The sequence below is a fragment of the Roseburia sp. OF03-24 genome, assembly GCF_003463035.1.
In the GTDB taxonomy this organism is placed as follows: domain Bacteria; phylum Bacillota; class Clostridia; order Lachnospirales; family Lachnospiraceae; genus Roseburia; species Roseburia rectibacter.
This window is the reverse complement of sequence record NZ_QSCK01000033.1, coordinates 1-16,152: the sequence shown is the minus strand read 5'-3', so window position 1 is coordinate 16,152 and position 16,152 is coordinate 1. Positions and strand designations below refer to the sequence as shown.

General features: G+C 42.2%; 17 protein-coding genes and 3 pseudogenes. 19 read left to right on the top strand and 1 reads right to left on the bottom strand.

Annotated features, from left to right (window positions below):
• The 11 genes from addA (at position 1) to DXA60_RS15195 (ending at position 12,654) form a co-directional block, all read left to right on the top strand.
• Positions 1–3,669, top strand: a complete 3,669-nt coding sequence (addA, locus tag DXA60_RS15245) for a helicase-exonuclease AddAB subunit AddA (protein WP_117922209.1) — start codon at positions 1–3, stop codon at positions 3,667–3,669.
• Positions 3,670–3,736: 67 nt separating this feature from the next.
• Positions 3,737–4,363: a Maf family protein gene (locus DXA60_RS15240; protein ID WP_117922208.1), complete on the top strand. Its 627-nt coding sequence runs from the start codon at positions 3,737–3,739 to the stop codon at positions 4,361–4,363.
• Between the two features lie 42 nt (positions 4,364–4,405).
• The gene (locus DXA60_RS15235; protein ID WP_117922207.1) at positions 4,406–4,663 is read left to right on the top strand and encodes a glyoxalase; all 258 of its coding nucleotides are present in this window, start codon (positions 4,406–4,408) and stop codon (positions 4,661–4,663) included.
• Between the two features lie 100 nt (positions 4,664–4,763).
• Positions 4,764–6,164 carry an NAD(P)/FAD-dependent oxidoreductase gene (locus tag DXA60_RS15230; RefSeq protein ID WP_117922206.1) on the top strand — a complete coding sequence of 467 codons (1,401 nt, stop codon included), beginning with the start codon at positions 4,764–4,766 and terminating at the stop codon, positions 6,162–6,164.
• 26 nt (positions 6,165–6,190) lie between these two features.
• The gene (locus DXA60_RS15225) at positions 6,191–7,180 is read left to right on the top strand and encodes a peptidylprolyl isomerase (protein WP_117922205.1); all 990 of its coding nucleotides are present in this window, start codon (positions 6,191–6,193) and stop codon (positions 7,178–7,180) included.
• Positions 7,181–7,198: 18 nt separating this feature from the next.
• Positions 7,199–8,548, top strand: coding sequence for an MATE family efflux transporter (locus DXA60_RS15220; protein ID WP_117922204.1), 1,350 nt, complete (start codon positions 7,199–7,201; stop codon positions 8,546–8,548).
• Positions 8,549–8,609: 61 nt separating this feature from the next.
• A complete protein-coding gene (locus tag DXA60_RS15215; RefSeq protein ID WP_117922203.1) occupies positions 8,610–10,166 on the top strand; it encodes an ABC-F family ATP-binding cassette domain-containing protein in 1,557 nt (518 codons plus the stop codon).
• Between the two features lie 91 nt (positions 10,167–10,257).
• A complete protein-coding gene (gene fliB, locus DXA60_RS15210; protein WP_117922202.1) occupies positions 10,258–11,523 on the top strand; it encodes a flagellin lysine-N-methylase in 1,266 nt (421 codons plus the stop codon).
• A gap of 59 nt (positions 11,524–11,582) precedes the next feature.
• Complete coding sequence (locus DXA60_RS15205; RefSeq protein ID WP_117922201.1) at positions 11,583–11,816, top strand: hypothetical protein; 234 nt, start codon at positions 11,583–11,585, stop codon at positions 11,814–11,816.
• A complete protein-coding gene (locus DXA60_RS15200) occupies positions 11,797–12,111 on the top strand; it encodes a YbjQ family protein (RefSeq protein ID WP_117922200.1) in 315 nt (104 codons plus the stop codon). The genes DXA60_RS15205 and DXA60_RS15200 overlap by 20 nt, the downstream gene beginning before the upstream one ends.
• A 105-nt stretch (positions 12,112–12,216) precedes the next feature.
• Complete coding sequence (locus DXA60_RS15195) at positions 12,217–12,654, top strand: cupin domain-containing protein (protein ID WP_117922199.1); 438 nt, start codon at positions 12,217–12,219, stop codon at positions 12,652–12,654.
• 103 nt (positions 12,655–12,757) lie between these two features.
• Here the strand turns inward: DXA60_RS15195 and DXA60_RS15190 are convergent, their stop codons facing one another.
• On the bottom strand, positions 12,758–13,111 hold the full coding sequence (locus DXA60_RS15190; protein WP_117922198.1) for a hypothetical protein: 354 nt from the start codon (positions 13,109–13,111) through the stop codon (positions 12,758–12,760).
• A gap of 383 nt (positions 13,112–13,494) precedes the next feature.
• On the opposite strand from DXA60_RS15190, the pseudogene DXA60_RS19930 reads away from it, so the two are divergent.
• The 8 genes and pseudogenes from DXA60_RS19930 to DXA60_RS15155 form a co-directional block, all read left to right on the top strand.
• Positions 13,495–13,617 (top strand): annotated as a pseudogene (locus DXA60_RS19930) (YaiI/YqxD family protein); the annotation flags it as partial.
• Entirely contained in the window at positions 13,604–13,822 is a 219-nt protein-coding gene (locus DXA60_RS15185; RefSeq protein WP_117922197.1) for an aspartate dehydrogenase, read from the top strand. The pseudogene DXA60_RS19930 and the gene DXA60_RS15185, both read left to right, overlap by 14 nt.
• A 2-nt stretch (positions 13,823–13,824) precedes the next feature.
• Positions 13,825–14,166 carry an arsenate reductase family protein gene (locus DXA60_RS15180; protein WP_117922196.1) on the top strand — a complete coding sequence of 114 codons (342 nt, stop codon included), beginning with the start codon at positions 13,825–13,827 and terminating at the stop codon, positions 14,164–14,166.
• Positions 14,166–14,576 carry a peptide deformylase gene (locus tag DXA60_RS15175; protein WP_117922195.1) on the top strand — a complete coding sequence of 137 codons (411 nt, stop codon included), beginning with the start codon at positions 14,166–14,168 and terminating at the stop codon, positions 14,574–14,576. Before DXA60_RS15180 ends, DXA60_RS15175 begins: the two co-directional genes overlap by 1 nt.
• Positions 14,577–14,622: 46 nt before the next feature.
• A pseudogene (locus tag DXA60_RS15170) lies at positions 14,623–14,832 on the top strand (major tail protein); the annotation flags it as partial.
• A gap of 2 nt (positions 14,833–14,834) precedes the next feature.
• Positions 14,835–15,182: pseudogene (locus tag DXA60_RS15165) on the top strand (hypothetical protein); the annotation flags it as partial.
• Positions 15,183–15,461: 279 nt separating this feature from the next.
• Positions 15,462–15,770 (top strand): type II toxin-antitoxin system RelB/DinJ family antitoxin, encoded by a 309-nt coding sequence (locus DXA60_RS15160; protein WP_117922194.1) that lies wholly within the window; start codon positions 15,462–15,464, stop codon positions 15,768–15,770.
• Complete coding sequence (locus DXA60_RS15155) at positions 15,767–16,102, top strand: type II toxin-antitoxin system RelE/ParE family toxin (RefSeq protein ID WP_117922193.1); 336 nt, start codon at positions 15,767–15,769, stop codon at positions 16,100–16,102. The genes DXA60_RS15160 and DXA60_RS15155 overlap by 4 nt, the downstream gene beginning before the upstream one ends.
• Positions 16,103–16,152 lie beyond the last annotated feature (50 nt).

Sequence of the window (16,152 nt, the reverse complement as noted above, 5' to 3'; positions counted from 1 at the left end):
ATGGGAATGACATGGACGGATGACCAGAAAAAGGTCATTGAACTGAGAGACAGAAATATATTAGTTTCCGCGGCAGCAGGCTCAGGCAAGACAGCAGTGCTTGTGGAAAGGATCATAAAGATCATTACAGACAAAGAGCGTCCGGTAGATATTGACCGCCTTTTGATCGTGACATTTACCAATGCGGCAGCTGCGGAGATGCGCGAGCGAATCGGAAATGCACTGGAAAATGCCTTAAAAGATCAGCCGGATGATGAGCATCTGCAGCGTCAGCTTTCTCTTTTGCACAATGCCCAGATCACCACGATTGACAGCTTTTGTCTGTATGTGATCCGCAATCATTTTCATGAGATCGATCTTGAACCGAATTTCAGGATCGGGGATGAAGGTGAGTTAAAGCTGTTAAAAGAGGATGTACTCGCAAAGGTTCTGTTGAAAAATTATGAGGTGAGCACACCGGAATTTTTAGCATTTGTGGATGGATATGCGTCCGGCAGAAATGATGCGGCACTCTCCGGCATGATCTTACAGCTTTATGAGTTTTCGAGAAGCTATCCGTGGCCGAAAAAATGGCTCCTTGCGGCGGCAGAAGGGTATGATACAGAGGATGCGGCATCTTTGGAAAGTGCATCCTTTATGCAGTCTTTTCTTCAGAATTTAAAACTGGTAACAAATGATCTTGTCGCACTTGCAAAGCGTGGTTATGAACTGACACAGGATGATGACGGACCTGATATGTATGCGAAAGCATTAGAGAGTGACCTGAAAAAATATCAGGAGATTGCAGAGAGTGAGAGTTTTGCAGCATTTTATCAGAACTACCGCAATTTATCTTATGACAGGTTAGCATCTTCCCGTGGATTTGAAGGGAATGAAGAAAAATTAGAACTTGTCAAAAAACTTCGTGATATGGGAAAAGATGCGGTCAAAAAAATAAACCGCCAGTATTTCTTTACATCACCGGAGATCATGGCGGAGCAGATGAAAAAAACAGCACCGATGGCGGCTGAATTAGTCCGTCTGACATTGCAATTTGATGAGGCATTTACAGCGGAAAAACGACGTAAAAATCTGGTGGATTTCCATGATTTAGAGCATTTTGCGCTAAACATATTTGTGGATGAAGAGACCGGAAAGGTCAAAAAGACCGCGGAGGAGTTCCGGGATAATTTCAAAGAGATCATGATCGACGAGTATCAGGACAGCAATGAGGTGCAGGAGACGATCCTGCGGGCAATTTCTAGGGAAGAACGTGGCGAGTACAACCTTTTTATGGTCGGGGATGTCAAGCAGAGTATCTATCGTTTCCGTCTGGCAAGACCGGAACTTTTTATGGGAAAATATGATACTTACAGTCTTTCGGATGCAAAGATGCAGCGCATTGACCTGCATAAAAATTTCCGGAGCAGAAACGAGGTACTTGAATTTTCCAATGATATTTTTTACCGTATCATGAAGCGTGATCTTGGAAATGTGGAATATGATGCGGATGCAGCTCTTTATCCGGGAGCTTCTTATAAAGAAGAACCGGATATGTTTACGCCAGAGATCTTACTGGCAGACGGGGATGATGAACTGTTAGAGGATTCGGCAGCAGATGATAAGAAGCTGTTAGAAGCAAGGATGATCGCAAAGCGGATCAAAGAGCTTATGGAAACGCAGCTTGTGACCGATAAAGCGACCGGAGAACTGCGCCCGGTGCAGTATTCGGATATGGTCATTCTGCTGCGCAGCTTAAGCGGGTATGCAGACCGTTTTGCGGCTGTGTTAAATGATGCGGGTATTCCGGCGCATACGGTTTCCTCAACAGGATATTTCAGCACTGTGGAGGTGCAGACAGTACTTTCCATGCTGCGTATTTTAGATAATCCGAGACAGGATATTCCACTTACGGCAGTGCTTCGTTCACCGATCGGGGGACTTTCGGATGAAGAACTTGCAAAACTGCGTTTGAAAGACAATGAAGTACGGTTTTATGAATGTGTTTTGGAAGAATGTGAGCGTTTAAAACAGGAAGAAGAGGAGCAGCCGGGGCAGAACCGGGATGCTTCGGAGGAAAAGCTGTACCGGTTTTATACTACTTACGAAAAACTGCGCCGGCTTGTGCCGGATACACCGATTCATGAATTAATTGAATTGCTGCTAAAAGAGACAGGGTATGGGGATTATGCCACTGCCATGCCTGCCGGAGACAGGCGCCGTGCCAATCTTCTGATGCTTGTGGAAAAGGCGATCGCTTATGAAAATACCAGTTACAAGGGGCTGTTTCATTTTGTGCGCTATATTGATGAACTGCAGAAATATGATGTGGATTTCGGTGAGGCGGATCTGATCGGAGAAAATGAAAACGTGGTGCGCATTATGAGTATCCATAAAAGCAAAGGACTCGAATTTCCGGTCGTATTTGTTGCCGGAATGGGGAAAAATTTTAACCGGCAGGATACGAGAAGCCGTCTGGTCTTACATCCGGAACTTGGTATCGGTTTAGACTATATGGATGGAAAAAAACGTGTAAAATCCGTGACGATCGCAAAGCGTGCGATCGCAAAGCAGATTGATATGGAAAACTTAGGTGAGGAGCTGCGTGTTCTTTATGTGGCACTTACAAGGGCGAAAGAAAAACTGATCATAACCGGAAGTCTCAAAAAAGCAGAAGAGACAATCGCTTATGCAAAAGCGTTTCCGGAGGAGCTTTTATCCTATCTGGGGCGTGAGAGTGCGGCAGGTTATTTAGACTGGATCTTACCCGCAGTTGCATCTTATAAGGATAAATATCAGATACGCCTGATCGCGGCGGCAGAACTGGTGCAGGAAGAATTGAAAATGCAGATCAAAGATGACTGGAACCGGTCTGCCTGTATGGAAAAGGCTGCGCAGGCTGATGAAAAAAAGGTGCAGCAGTTTTCGGAGCGTTTTCACAGACATTATGCATATGAAAATGATGTACTCAGGAAAAATAAATATTCCGTGTCAGAGTTAAAGCATCGCGCCATGCGGGAGGCATTTGAAAAAGAAGAAGAGTCCGTCCCTGTTTTTAAATCGGAAAAGGTTGTGCCATATGTGCCTGCATTTGCAAGAAAAATAGAGCAGGAAAGCGAGGAGGTCAATCTTGGAGCACTGCGCGGTACGGCAATGCACCGCATTATGGAGTGTTATCAGTTTTCATCCGGCATGTCTGCGAAAGAACAGGTTGCAGGTATGTTGGAGAATGAGCAGATCACACCGGAAATGAAAGGACTTATCCGTATTCCACAGGTGGAATACTTTGTAAATTCAGGTGTTGGAAAGCGGATGGGTGAAGCGGAAAAAAGTGGAAAACTGTATCGTGAGAAACCATTTGTCATGGGATTTTCAGATGATCAGTTAGAGGCTTTTGGTTTTGCAGAACATACAACAGTTCTGGAAAAAGTATCAGAAGAACTGACATTGATCCAGGGAATCATTGATGTATTCTGGATCGAAAAAGATGGTATTGTCCTATTGGATTATAAAACAGACCGTGTAGATACAGAAAAAGAACTGTCAGAACGCTATGCGGCACAGCTAAAACTGTATGGAGAAGCATTAAACCGCGTGTATGAAAATGAAACGGATGATCAGGGGAATCCACTTAAAGTAAAGGAAAGACTTTTGTATTCTTTCCGGCTTGGAAAAGTGATCCCGGTGTGAAAATTAAATTCTGCATAAAGTCAGGGAAGCAGAAAAGATACTTATAGAAAGACGAGGAAGAAAAAACATGTCACAGATCATTTTAGCGTCCGCGTCACCGAGACGCCGTGAACTTTTAGAACAGATCGGCCTTAACTTCGAGATCTGTCCGGCAAAGGGAGAAGAGATCATTACAAAGAAAGAACCGAAAGATGTTGTTATGGAACTTGCAGCCGGAAAGGCAAGAGAAGTTGCATCCATGTTGAAAACGTATGGTAATGAGCACCAGAATTTAATGACGCCGCAGGATACTTTAGTCATCGGTGCAGATACCATTGTTGCCGCGGGCAGTGAAATTTTAGGAAAACCAAAAGATGACGAAGATGCATACCGTATGCTTTCTTTATTGTCAGGAAAGAGTCATTCGGTATATACCGGCGTTGCTTTTGTATTTATTGATCAGTCAGGCAGGGCAGGGGAACATATTTTTTACGAAAAGACTGACGTTTTTGTCAGAGAGTTAAAGAAAAGTGAAATTTTGCGTTATATTGCGACAGGAGAGCCGTCGGATAAGGCTGGAGCATACGGAATCCAGGGAAAATTTGCAATTTATATTGACAAAATCGACGGCGACTATAATAATGTGGTAGGACTTCCGGTCGCAGCAATCTACAGAGAACTTGACCGGCTTGGAATTGACCCATATACATGGTAAGCCGGCAGTGAAAAATTTTACACATGAAAATGGAGGATCATTATGTACGATGAAGTGGTAGTACAGTATTTTTTGGAAAATCAGTTACAGCTTTTGAAAGAAAAAGTTGCAGAAACGCCGGAAGAAGCAGAAGAGTTTTTAGAGGACTGTATGGCAGTTGTCTGTAAAAATATCAAAGAAGTCCGTGCTTATTTTGAAGATGAGGGTGCTGACATTGCAGGAATGAGCAATGCAGATTTAGCAGAGGCTGAGGAAGTGTTTTCAATTCCGGATGGCAGATACCTGATCGTGGAAGCGTAAGGGGAAAAGCACTGTTGACCACGCAGTATACGTGAACAGTGGTGTTAAATGCAAGAGTACAGAAGACCAACAACGGAAAGAAAGTAAGAGAGGAAAAATAATGAAACAATACGATGTAATTATTATAGGAGCCGGACCATCCGGTATCTTTTGCGCATATGAACTGATCCATGCAAAAAAGGATCTTAAAATTTTAATGATCGAGAAAGGCAGACCGATCGAAAGAAGAGAATGTCCGAAGCGTAAGACGAAAGTCTGCGTTGGCTGTAAGCCTTGTTCCATCACGACCGGATTTGCCGGTGCCGGTGCATTTTCTGACGGTAAACTGTCACTTTCTCCGGATGTAGGCGGAAATCTGCCGGAAATTTTAGGTTATGATAAAACGGTAGAATTATTAAAAGAATCCGATGATATTTATTTAAAATTCGGTGCAGATACAAAAGTTTACGGCGTGGACAAAGAAAAAGAGATCCGTGAGATCCGCAGAAAAGCGATCAACGCAAACTTAAAACTCATCGAATGTCCGATCCGCCATCTTGGAACAGAAGAGGGCTATAAGATTTATTCCAGACTGCAGGAGCATCTGTTAGAGCAGGGTGTTGAGATGGAATTTAATACCATGGTCAAGGATATTATCATTGAGGATAATGAGGTCAAAGGAATCATTACTGAAAAAGATGAAGAATATGCAGCTTCAGAGGTTATTTCCGCGGTTGGACGTGAAGGAGCAGACTGGTTTTCACATATCTGCGAACAGCATGGTATTGAAACAAAGGTAGGTACGGTAGATATTGGTGTGCGTGTTGAGGTTCGTGATGAGGTCATGGAGTTTTTAAACCAGAACCTCTATGAGGCAAAACTGGTTTACCATACCCCGACATTTGATGATAAAGTACGTACATTCTGTACCAATCCATCCGGCGAGGTTGCAACAGAGTATTACGATAACGGGCTTGCTGTGGTAAATGGTCATGCATATAAGTCCAAGGATTTAAAGACAAACAATACCAACTTTGCGATTCTCGTTTCCAAAAACTTTACCAAACCGTTTAAGACACCGATTGAATATGGAAAACAGATCGCACAGCTTTCTAATATGCTCTGTGATGGAAAAATCTTAGTGCAGACGTTTGGCGATTTCAAGAGAGGAAGAAGAACAACAGAGGAACGTCTCTGCAGGAATAACTTGATCCCGACTTTAAAAGATGCGGTACCGGGCGATCTTTCTTTAGTATTCCCACATCGTATCATGGTCGATATTGAGGAAATGTTAATGGCTCTTGATAAGGTAACCCCGGGTATTGCAAGTGATGAGACACTGCTTTACGGTGTGGAAGTGAAATTTTATTCCAATAAGGTAGTGGTCAACTCTGATTTTGAGACAAGCGTGAAAGGACTGCGTGCGATCGGCGACGGTGCATCTGTGACAAGAGGATTGCAGCAGGCATCCGCAAACGGAATTTCCGTTGCAAGAAGTATCTTAAAATTAATGGAACAGTAAGGATTTCATAAAATCGGGTAAACAGGATGAAGAGAAAATTTACAAGGGTTGCGGCTGTACTGTGCGGTGTGTCACTGTTATTGAGCGGATGCCGCATTGGCAATAAAAATATTGTGGTTTCAAATATATTAAATGACCGTCAGGTATTCAGGATTGAAGGAACTGTCTGCAGTTTAAAAGAGGCAAGGGTGTATATGACCAACTACCAGAATATCTACGGAACAGCGTATGGGGTGGATCTCTGGAAACATGATTTTGGGGATGATTCCCTCGTAAAGTATATAAAAGCGATCACAATGGAAGAACTTACGCAGGTGGTCAGTATGGATCTGCTTGCACAGTCAAGGGAAGTTGCACTTTCAGAGGATGAACTTTCTGCAATATCAGAGGCTGCAGCAGAGTATTATGCATCATTATCCCAGGAGGAAGGCACTTACCTTGATGTGACAGAGAGTGATATCAGCGAATATTACCAGCATTACGCATTAGCCCAAAAACTCTACAATTCACTGACGAATAGTGTGAATGAGGAAGTAAGTGATGACGAGGCGCGTGTGATCGAGATCATGCAGATCTTTGTTGCGGACAGTACAAAGGCAAATGATGTAGCTGCAAAGTTAGAGCGTGGGGATGATTTTGCATCTGTGGCAAATAATTATAATGAACTGTCTTCCATACAGACCACGGTTGCGCGGGATGAGCTTCCAAAAGAGGTGGAAGAGGTTGCATTTAATCTCGATAACGGTCAGACTTCGTCTAAGATTGCAACAGACAAAGGTTTTTACTTTATCAAATGTCTGAATAAATACAATGAAGAACTGACAGAAGCAAACAAGTCAAATATCGTGGAAAAAAGAGAAAAAGAGGCATTTGATGATGTTTATAACCAGTTTGTGGCAGGTTTAGATTCCAGTATCAATAAAGATATGTGGGATGCGCTCACATTAGATACCACAGATGGTATACAGACAGACAGTTTCTTTGAGATTTTTGAAAAACATTGTGGGGAAATATAAGGGAAAAGAGGATGAAATATGACAAAAGATATGACGAATGGTTCTCCGATGAAGCTGATTTTAGGTTTCTCCATTCCACTTTTGTTTGGATATCTGTTTCAGCAGTTTTATAATCTGGTAGATACACTGATCGTCGGAAGATTTCTTGGTGTGGATGCGCTTGCAGCAGTAGGTTCTACCGGATCATTAAACTTTTTGATTATCGGATTCTGCATGGGTGTCTGCAATGGTTTTGCGATTCCCCTGGCACATAAATTTGGTGCCGGTGATTACAAAGGATTACGTGCATTTATGGTCAATGCTGTTTATTTATCTGCAGTTTTTGCAGTTGTTATGACGATAGTTACGGTAGTATTCTGCCGTCCTATCTTAGAGCTGATGCGTACACCGGACAACATTATCGATGGGGCATACCTGTACATTGTGATCATTTTTGCGGGGATACCGGCAACGTATCTGTACAACCTTATTTCAGCGATCATCCGTTCCATGGGAGACAGTAAGACGCCGGTTGTGTTTTTGGTGATCTCATCTGTGATGAATATTGTACTGGACCTTGTTTTTATCATAAATCTTCATCTGGGTGTGGCAGGTGCATCGCTTGCAACAGTGATCTCACAGGCAGTATCAGGAATCGGATGCCTGATCTATAGCTGGAAGAAGTTTGAGATACTGCATCCGGATACGGATGAACGCAGATGGAACAGTTCTTATATGAAAACACTCTGTGGTATGGGCGTGCCGATGGGACTGCAGTATTCGATTACGGCAATCGGAAGTGTTATTTTACAGAGTGCGGTAAATACCCTCGGATCTAATGCGGTTGCATCCATGACAGCAGGAAGCAAGATCGGTATGTTTTTCTGCTGTCCGTTTGATGCAATGGGATCAACGATGGCGACTTATGGCGGACAGAATGTCGGTGCAAAGAAAATGGACCGTATCTCAAAGGGATTAAAGGCGTGTTCCATGCTTGGAATCGGGTATGCGGTCATTGCATTTGGCGTGCTCGCACTGACCGGAAGGAATCTTGCGCTGTTCTTCGTGGAACGTGCTGAGGTGGAAGTCATTGAGAATGTATACCTGTTTTTATTTATCAACAGCGCATTTTATATTCCACTCGCATTTGTTAATATCGTCCGTTTCCTGATACAGGGAATGGGATACAGTAAATTTGCGATCCTTGCAGGTGTATGCGAGATGGTGGCAAGAACACTTGTCGGATTTGCATTAGTGCCGATGTTCGGATTCCCGGCAGCATGTTTTGCAAGCCCTGTCGCATGGATTTTTGCAGATGCATTTTTGTTCCCGGCATACCGTCATGTATACCATAAGACAGAAGAGATGCTGAATGTAAACATACAGTAAGTGGTAAAGACGTTTTCTGAACCTTGACATCATTATTATAACAATAGAAATGGAGAAAAATATGAGTATATTAAATGTTGAACATCTGACCCATGGCTTTGGAGACCGTGCCATTTTTGAGGATGTTTCGTTCCGTCTGCTTGCGGGGGAACATATCGGATTGGTCGGAGCCAATGGCGAGGGAAAGTCCACATTTATGAATATTGTTACCGGAAAGCTGATGCCGGATGAGGGAAAGGTTGAGTGGGCAAAAAATGTGCGCACCGGTTATCTGGATCAGAATTCCACGCTGCAGAAGGGAATGACGATCGAGAGTGTTTTAAAGTCAGCATTTGCATGGCTGTTCGAACAGGAAGAACGTATGAATGAGATCTGCGATCAGTTAGGCAGTGCCAATCCGGATCAGATGGATGCGATGATGGAGGAACTTGGTGTGATCCAGGATATGCTGACGATGCATGATTTTTATGTCATTGACAGCAAAGTGGAAGAAGTTGCGAGGGCACTTGGATTATTGGAATTAGGTCTTGACCATGATGTCTCGGATTTAAGTGGTGGACAGCGTATGAAAGTCCTGCTTGCGAAACTGCTTTTAGAGAAACCGGATATCCTTCTTTTAGATGAGCCGACAAACTATCTGGATGCAGAGCATATTGCGTGGCTGACGCGCTATCTGCAGGAATATGAAAACGCATTTATCCTGATCTCACATGATATTCCGTTTTTGAATGATGTAGTAAATATTATTTATCATATGGAAAATCAGAGACTTGACCGTTATGTAGGAAACTACGATAAATTTCAGGAAGTCTATGCAGTTAAAAAATCACAGCTTGAGGCTGCATACCGCAAACAGCAGCAGGAGATCAGTGAATTAAAAGATTTTGTGGCGCGCAACAAAGCACGTGTGGCTACGAGAAATATGGCAATGTCACGCCAGAAAAAACTGGATAAGATGGACGTGATTGAGCTTGCCGCAGAGCGTCCGAAGCCTGAGTTTGATTTTAAACTCGGACGGACACCGGGAAAATATATTTTTGAGACAAAAGATCTTGTTATCGGTTACGATGAGCCGTTATCAAAGCCGCTTAATATCTCTATGGAACGTGGTCAGAAAATCGCATTGGTCGGTGCAAACGGTATCGGAAAGACTACGTTGCTGCGCAGTATTTTAGGACTTGTTCCGGCACTTTCCGGGGAAGTTACACTGGGTGAAAATTTAGAGATCGGCTATTTTGAGCAGGAGATCAAGGGTGAAAATAAAAATACCTGTATCGAAGAGATCTGGGAGGAATTTCCGGCATTTTCACAGTATGAAGTGCGTGCAGCACTGGCAAAATGCGGACTGACGACAAAGCATATCGAAAGTCAGGTGCGTGTGCTAAGCGGTGGTGAGCAGGCAAAGGTACGTTTGTGCAAACTGATGAACCGCACGACTAATATCCTGCTTTTAGACGAGCCGACAAACCATCTGGATGTGGATGCAAAAGACGAATTAAAACGTGCCTTAAACGAATACCGCGGGGCAGTACTTTTGATCTGTCATGAACCTGATTTCTATCAGGATGTGGTAAATGCAGTGTGGGACTGCTCGAAGTGGACGACAAAGATTTTATAATAATTCAGATGCCGTTTTCAGAAGGTGATTCATAACAATAAAACACTTTCTGGAAATGGCATTTTATATTTTAAGAAGGGAGATGTGGAAAATGCAGCCAGATTATTATAAGGAGTTTACCTGTATTGCAGATCAGTGCAGCTTTACATGCTGCAGGGAGTGGAAGATCGGGGTGGATGATGTTACTTTTAAAAAGTGGAAACATACATGTATACCGGACGGGATGTATGAGGAAAGCCTGATCAGGCAGAATGTGGCTGATTGCAGCAATGGCGGAAACAGAGAAAGCTGCGTGCAGAAAAGACAGGATCTGAACACAAAGGAAAAAAAGCTGCAACTGAGTGAGTATGTGATAAAAAAGGATGGAAGCAGAGTTATAGGGTTAAATGAAGAGAAAAACTGTCCGTTTTTAAATGAAAAAAAATTGTGCAGATTAGTCCTTGCCTATGGGGATGAGATACTTTCACAGACTTGTCAGATTTTTCCAAGGGAGCTTCATACATTTAATGAAGATGTTACGGAATATTCCCTGATGCCGTCCTGTCCGGCGGTCGTTGATCTGTTATGGAAAAGAGATCATATTTCTTTTTCCGGGGAAATGGATGCATCTGCCTACCGGGAACTTGCTCCGCTTGTGAACTTACGTGCATTTCTGATGAAGCTGATGGAAGATGATGCACATACGCCGGAACATGATCTGATGAAGATTTTTTATGTACTGCTTGATCTATACGAACGGGTGGAAAAGGAGCCGGTAAATGATGCGGTAAAATCGTATCCGGATGGATTTCTCGAAGAACTTTCAAAGACTATCGATGACATTGAGCAGAACCCGCAGTATTCCATTGAGGAGCGCAACGAATTATTCCTTGATCTTGCAGAAAATTACCGCAGGGAAGGGTTGTATGAAAAATACTTAGAGCCAGTGGCACAGCTTGCAGAACAGTTGTCGGAACAGGGAATCAAGGAGGAGGTTGTAAAAGAATGGCAGGAGTTTGAAGTACATTTTTTGAAATACCAGCCTCTGATGCGCCGATTTCTTTTGATGGAATTATATGCGGACAGTTTAAAACCGGAGGGCAATATAGAAGAGATGGTCGTGCAGGTGCAGTGGATCGCCATGGAATATGCCACGATCCGGCATGCAGTTTTTTTGTACTGGCTTGGCATGGAAAATAAGTTTTCGAATGGAAAATCTATTTCACAGGAAGCTCTTGCTTATGAGAATCTACGTGAGTATATCGTTGTGATTTCCCGCGTGATGGGATATGAGGAAGAGGATATTTATGAATATCTGGAAAACAGCTTTGAGGATATCATCTGGGACTGGGGATATTTTGCGTTGATTTGTGGTTGACATCTGCTGTTAAATGTATTATTGTATTAATCAGATAATACACAAAGGAGGCTGGAGTTATGAAGAAAGAACATTGCAGTAAAATGATAGCTCCGATTATTATTGCGATTATTCTGATCGTGTATTACGTTGCAATTGCTGCCGCATTTGTGCTGATCCCGGATATTGCAGTCATAGTAAAAATACTTATGATAATCATTCCGCTGGCATTGGCAGGAGTAGCATTTGCGGTAACTGTAGAACGTGTGAATGAGATAAGGAGTGGAGAAGAAGATGATCTTAGTAAATACTGATTATATCAGCGGCAAAAATTTAGAAATGCTCGGTCTGGTAAAGGGAAGCACGATCCAGAGCAAGAATATTGGAAAAGATATTACACAGAGTTTCAAAACATTAGTTGGTGGGGAATTAAAGGCATACAATGAAATGATGAATGAGGCAAGAGCCCTTGCCACTAAACGTATGGTGGAAGAAGCAGAAAGTCTTGGTGCGGATGCGGTTGTAAATATCCGCTATGCATCTTCTGCAGTTATGCAGGGAGCCGCGGAAGTTATTGCATATGGTACGGCTGTAAAATTTGTAAATTAGTAAAAAATTCTTGACTTGTAGTCCACTTCAGGTTGTAGAATTTATAAGTACTTCCGGTGGGGAAGCAAGTGATAAAATTCGTCGACGGAAAGGAGTAATTTTATTATGAAGACTACAAGTAAAGAAGAATTTGAAAAACAGAATGTATTTGGAACAGGAGCGGAGAATACAGGATTTGCACAGTATTTTATCGGTAATTCTTATCTGAATCCACTGACAGATCCAAAGAACTGTGCAGTATTTATGGCAAATGTTACGTTTGAGCCGGGTTGCCGCAATAACTGGCATATTCATCATGCGACAAAAGGTGGCGGACAGCTTTTGATCTGTACAGCAGGTGAGGGATGGTACCAGGAAGAGGGAAAAGAGCCGGTCAGCCTGACACCGGGTACGGTGATCACTATTCCTGCAGAGGTAAAGCATTGGCATGGAGCGAAAAAAGATAGCTGGTTTTCCCATATTGCAGTGGAAGTTCCTGGAGAAAACTGCAAAAACGAATGGTGCGAACCGGTATCTGATGAAGTATACGATAAACTGAAATAAAATAATAGAAAAAAGGGGCTGTAAAATAAGCCCGTAGATAAAGAAACGTCCGGCGGGAGCGTCCAAAAGTTTGTGTAAACCTTCAAACTGATGTAAGATAAAATTACTCAGTTTGGAGGTTATTTTTATGGCAAGAAGAAAAGACAGCCCGTAAAAAGCAGCAATGAGAAAAATGATGCGTGATTATCTGAAAAATAATGATTGCCTGATGGACTGTACTCTTCCTGTATGATTTCTTACCCGTTGTTTCTGCTGCTTTTGCTCCAGCAATCTTAGGACCACGTTCTACTGTATAGATGTTACTGCCCTTTATCCTCGCTCCTTTTGGCTCATGAGAATGAATCTTGGCTTTCTCCTTTGTGTGAATGACCATAGGCTTGTCATCCACTTTTTTATCTTCAATGTTCTCACCTTCTTTCAGAAAATTTCTGATTAAATCTTTATAAACTCGTTGCATAATTTGCTTCGTCTGTGTATACTATAGTTAGTAGATGGGCTATATGCCTATCATGTGGACTGACACATAAAATCCGAAATTCTTTCCGGACTTCGGGTGCCGGACAGTTGGCTGGCAACGGAAAAAACAGTTTGCTTATCGGACTTCGGGTGCCGATCAGTTGGCGGACAACAGAAAAATCAGTCATTAAAGGAAGGTGTCATCTGCTACGGCAGACGAACCTTCCTTTTAAATTTGCCAAAATACCATTTAGATATAAGGGACTTAATGCTTATGACTAAGAAACAGGCTATTGCCATCATCACCAAGTGTGCAAAACAATACCAGCAGTATTTAGAAGGTAATCAGGTTGTTTTTGTCTATCGTGACGAAAACAATAAGTCAAGAATCATATTAAGAAACCGAAGAAGCGGACAAGTGAAGATGATGAACGATTTGCACAGTCATTTGAGAAGCTTGTGCTGATGGCACAGGCGAGAGAAGGTGAGCAGGATGGGACTGTTTAAGAAGAAAAGTGTGGTTCAGTCTTATGACAAGGAAAATAAGAAGCCTGTAATCAAAGCCAGCATTTGTAATGGCGAGCAGGTTGCAGGTTTTAAGGATATACAAACAGGTAAGATTGAAGAGGTTATGCTGATAAAAAGTCCGGCAGACCTTGAAAGTTTTAAGGCTATGTATGGAATAGATGAAGAGATAGTAAAGGAATACTGATTATGAATATACAGATATTTGGCACTAAGAAATGTAATGATACTAAGAAGGCTGAGCGTTTTTTTAAGGAGCGTGGCATCAAGTATCAGTTCATTGACATGAAAGAAAAAGGAATGAGCAAAGGTGAATTTAACTCTGTTGCACAGGTAAATGGTGGTCTGGAGAATATGATCAACTGGGATGGCAAAGACAAGGATTTGCTTGCACTTATTAAATATACTACGGATGAAGATAAGCTGGAAAAAGTGCTTGAGAATCCGCAGGTAATTAAAACTCCGGCAGTAAGGAATGGAAAGCAGTCGACATTAGGTTATCAGCCGGATATCTGGAAAGGATGGAACTAATGGTAAAGAAAATAGTAAAAGACCCATTGTTTCTTGCACAGAAGTCGGTGGATGCAACAGAGGCAGATAAGCAGGTGGTAACAGATCTGATTGATACACTTAGAGCCAATCTTGACCATTGCGTAGGCATGGCTGCAAACATGATAGGTGTTAAGAAGAATATTATTGTTGTGGCAGCAGGACCATTTCAATTTGCAATGATTAATCCGGTAATCACAAAGAAATCCGAAGCATTTCAGACAGAGGAAGGATGCCTGTCTCTGGAAGGTGCTCGTCCTTGCACCAGATATCAGGAGATTGAGGTGGATTACTTTGACCAGAGCTTTAAAAAGCAGCATGGGAAATATTCCGGCTGGACGGCACAGATAATTCAGCATGAGATTGATCATTGTAATGGTATTGTGATATAAAATGCTGTCTATTATTTATGGTTGCGTGAGGATATTTCAATGGGCAGAATCTCGTCCTTCTATTGAATCGGAAACCAAAGAGGATACGATTGAACCGGGAACCGAAATATTATCTCTTACAGCAGATCCAAGAGAAGATGGCCTTGTTAAATCAAGAACCGGAGATACCACTACGGATGCGACTTATAGCGATTGGTACAAAGCAGTATATGTTCCTGTTGCGAAGACAGCACAAGCTGTAAATGGAGGTAAATAATCATGCTGAAGAAAGTCATTAAAATCGGGGATAAAGATGTGGCATTTCGTTCCTCGGCTACAGTGCCAAGATTATACCGTGCAAAGTTCAAAAGAGACATCTTTAAAGACTTAGCCAAACTGGAAAGTTCATATAAAGGCAGTAAAGAAGAGGGCGAAGAGTTTGCAATCGATGATCTAGAGATTTTCGAGAATGTGGCATATATCATGGCATATCACGCCGATAATACGATACCGGATAATATCGATGACTGGCTGGATCAGTTTGAGATGTTTTCAATCTATGAAGTGCTGCCAGAGATTCTTGCTCTTTGGGGTACGAATCTTATAACAGATATTGAGTCTAAAAAACTTAAACGCAGTAGCCGGGAGATGACCACGCCATTATTCCTCCTGCGCTGCCTTGAGATAGGTATTTCCATCGGAGATCTGGATTATCTGACCATCGGAATGGTGATGGATATTTGGACGGAGAAAGCAAATGACTCCGTGAAATATGACAGCTTAGCTACGCAGGAGGATTTTGATAAGTTTTGATGAACAAATTGTAAATTTTGAAGGTTGTATTGCTATTGTACGCACAATCGGGTATAATATGATTATAAAAATATCGGAAAGGTGGTGCTTTATATGGCAGCAAAATCAGCGAATCTTTATGCTCGTATTGAACCGGAAGTGAAAGAAAAGGCAGAAAGCATTTTATCCGCACTGGGCATTCCTGCTTCCAATGCTATCAATATGTTTTATAAACAGATTATTCTTCAGAGAGGACTTCCTTTTGATGTGAAAATTCCATCTTCTCGTCCTGTAGATATGTCCGCTTTATCTGAAGCAGAACTGAATGCAGAACTTGAGAAAGGATATGCGGATATCAAAGCAGGAAGAACAAGAGAAGCAAGTGCAGTTTTTGCAGACATCCGTAAGGATTATGATTTATGATTTACACTATTAAAATTACAGATCAGGCAGATAATGATGTCCGTAACATCTATGAATATATTGCCTACGAACTGCAGTCACCGGAGAATGCCAGTGGTCAGATGGACAGAATCGAAAAGTGTATTATGAGTCTTGACGATATGCCAGAGCGCTATCGTTTTTATGATAGAGAACCGTGGAAAAGTCGTGGACTTCATATTGTTCCGGTAGATAATTATTGCGTTCTCTATATTGTAGATAATGATGATAGGACAGTTTCCATTATGCGAGTGATGTATGGAGGTTGTGATATTGATGTTCAGCTTGACAAATACACAAAATACGAAGAGTAGTGTAAATCGTTAAGGAAAGAATCGAAGGTGGTGCAAACGAAAAAGCAGTA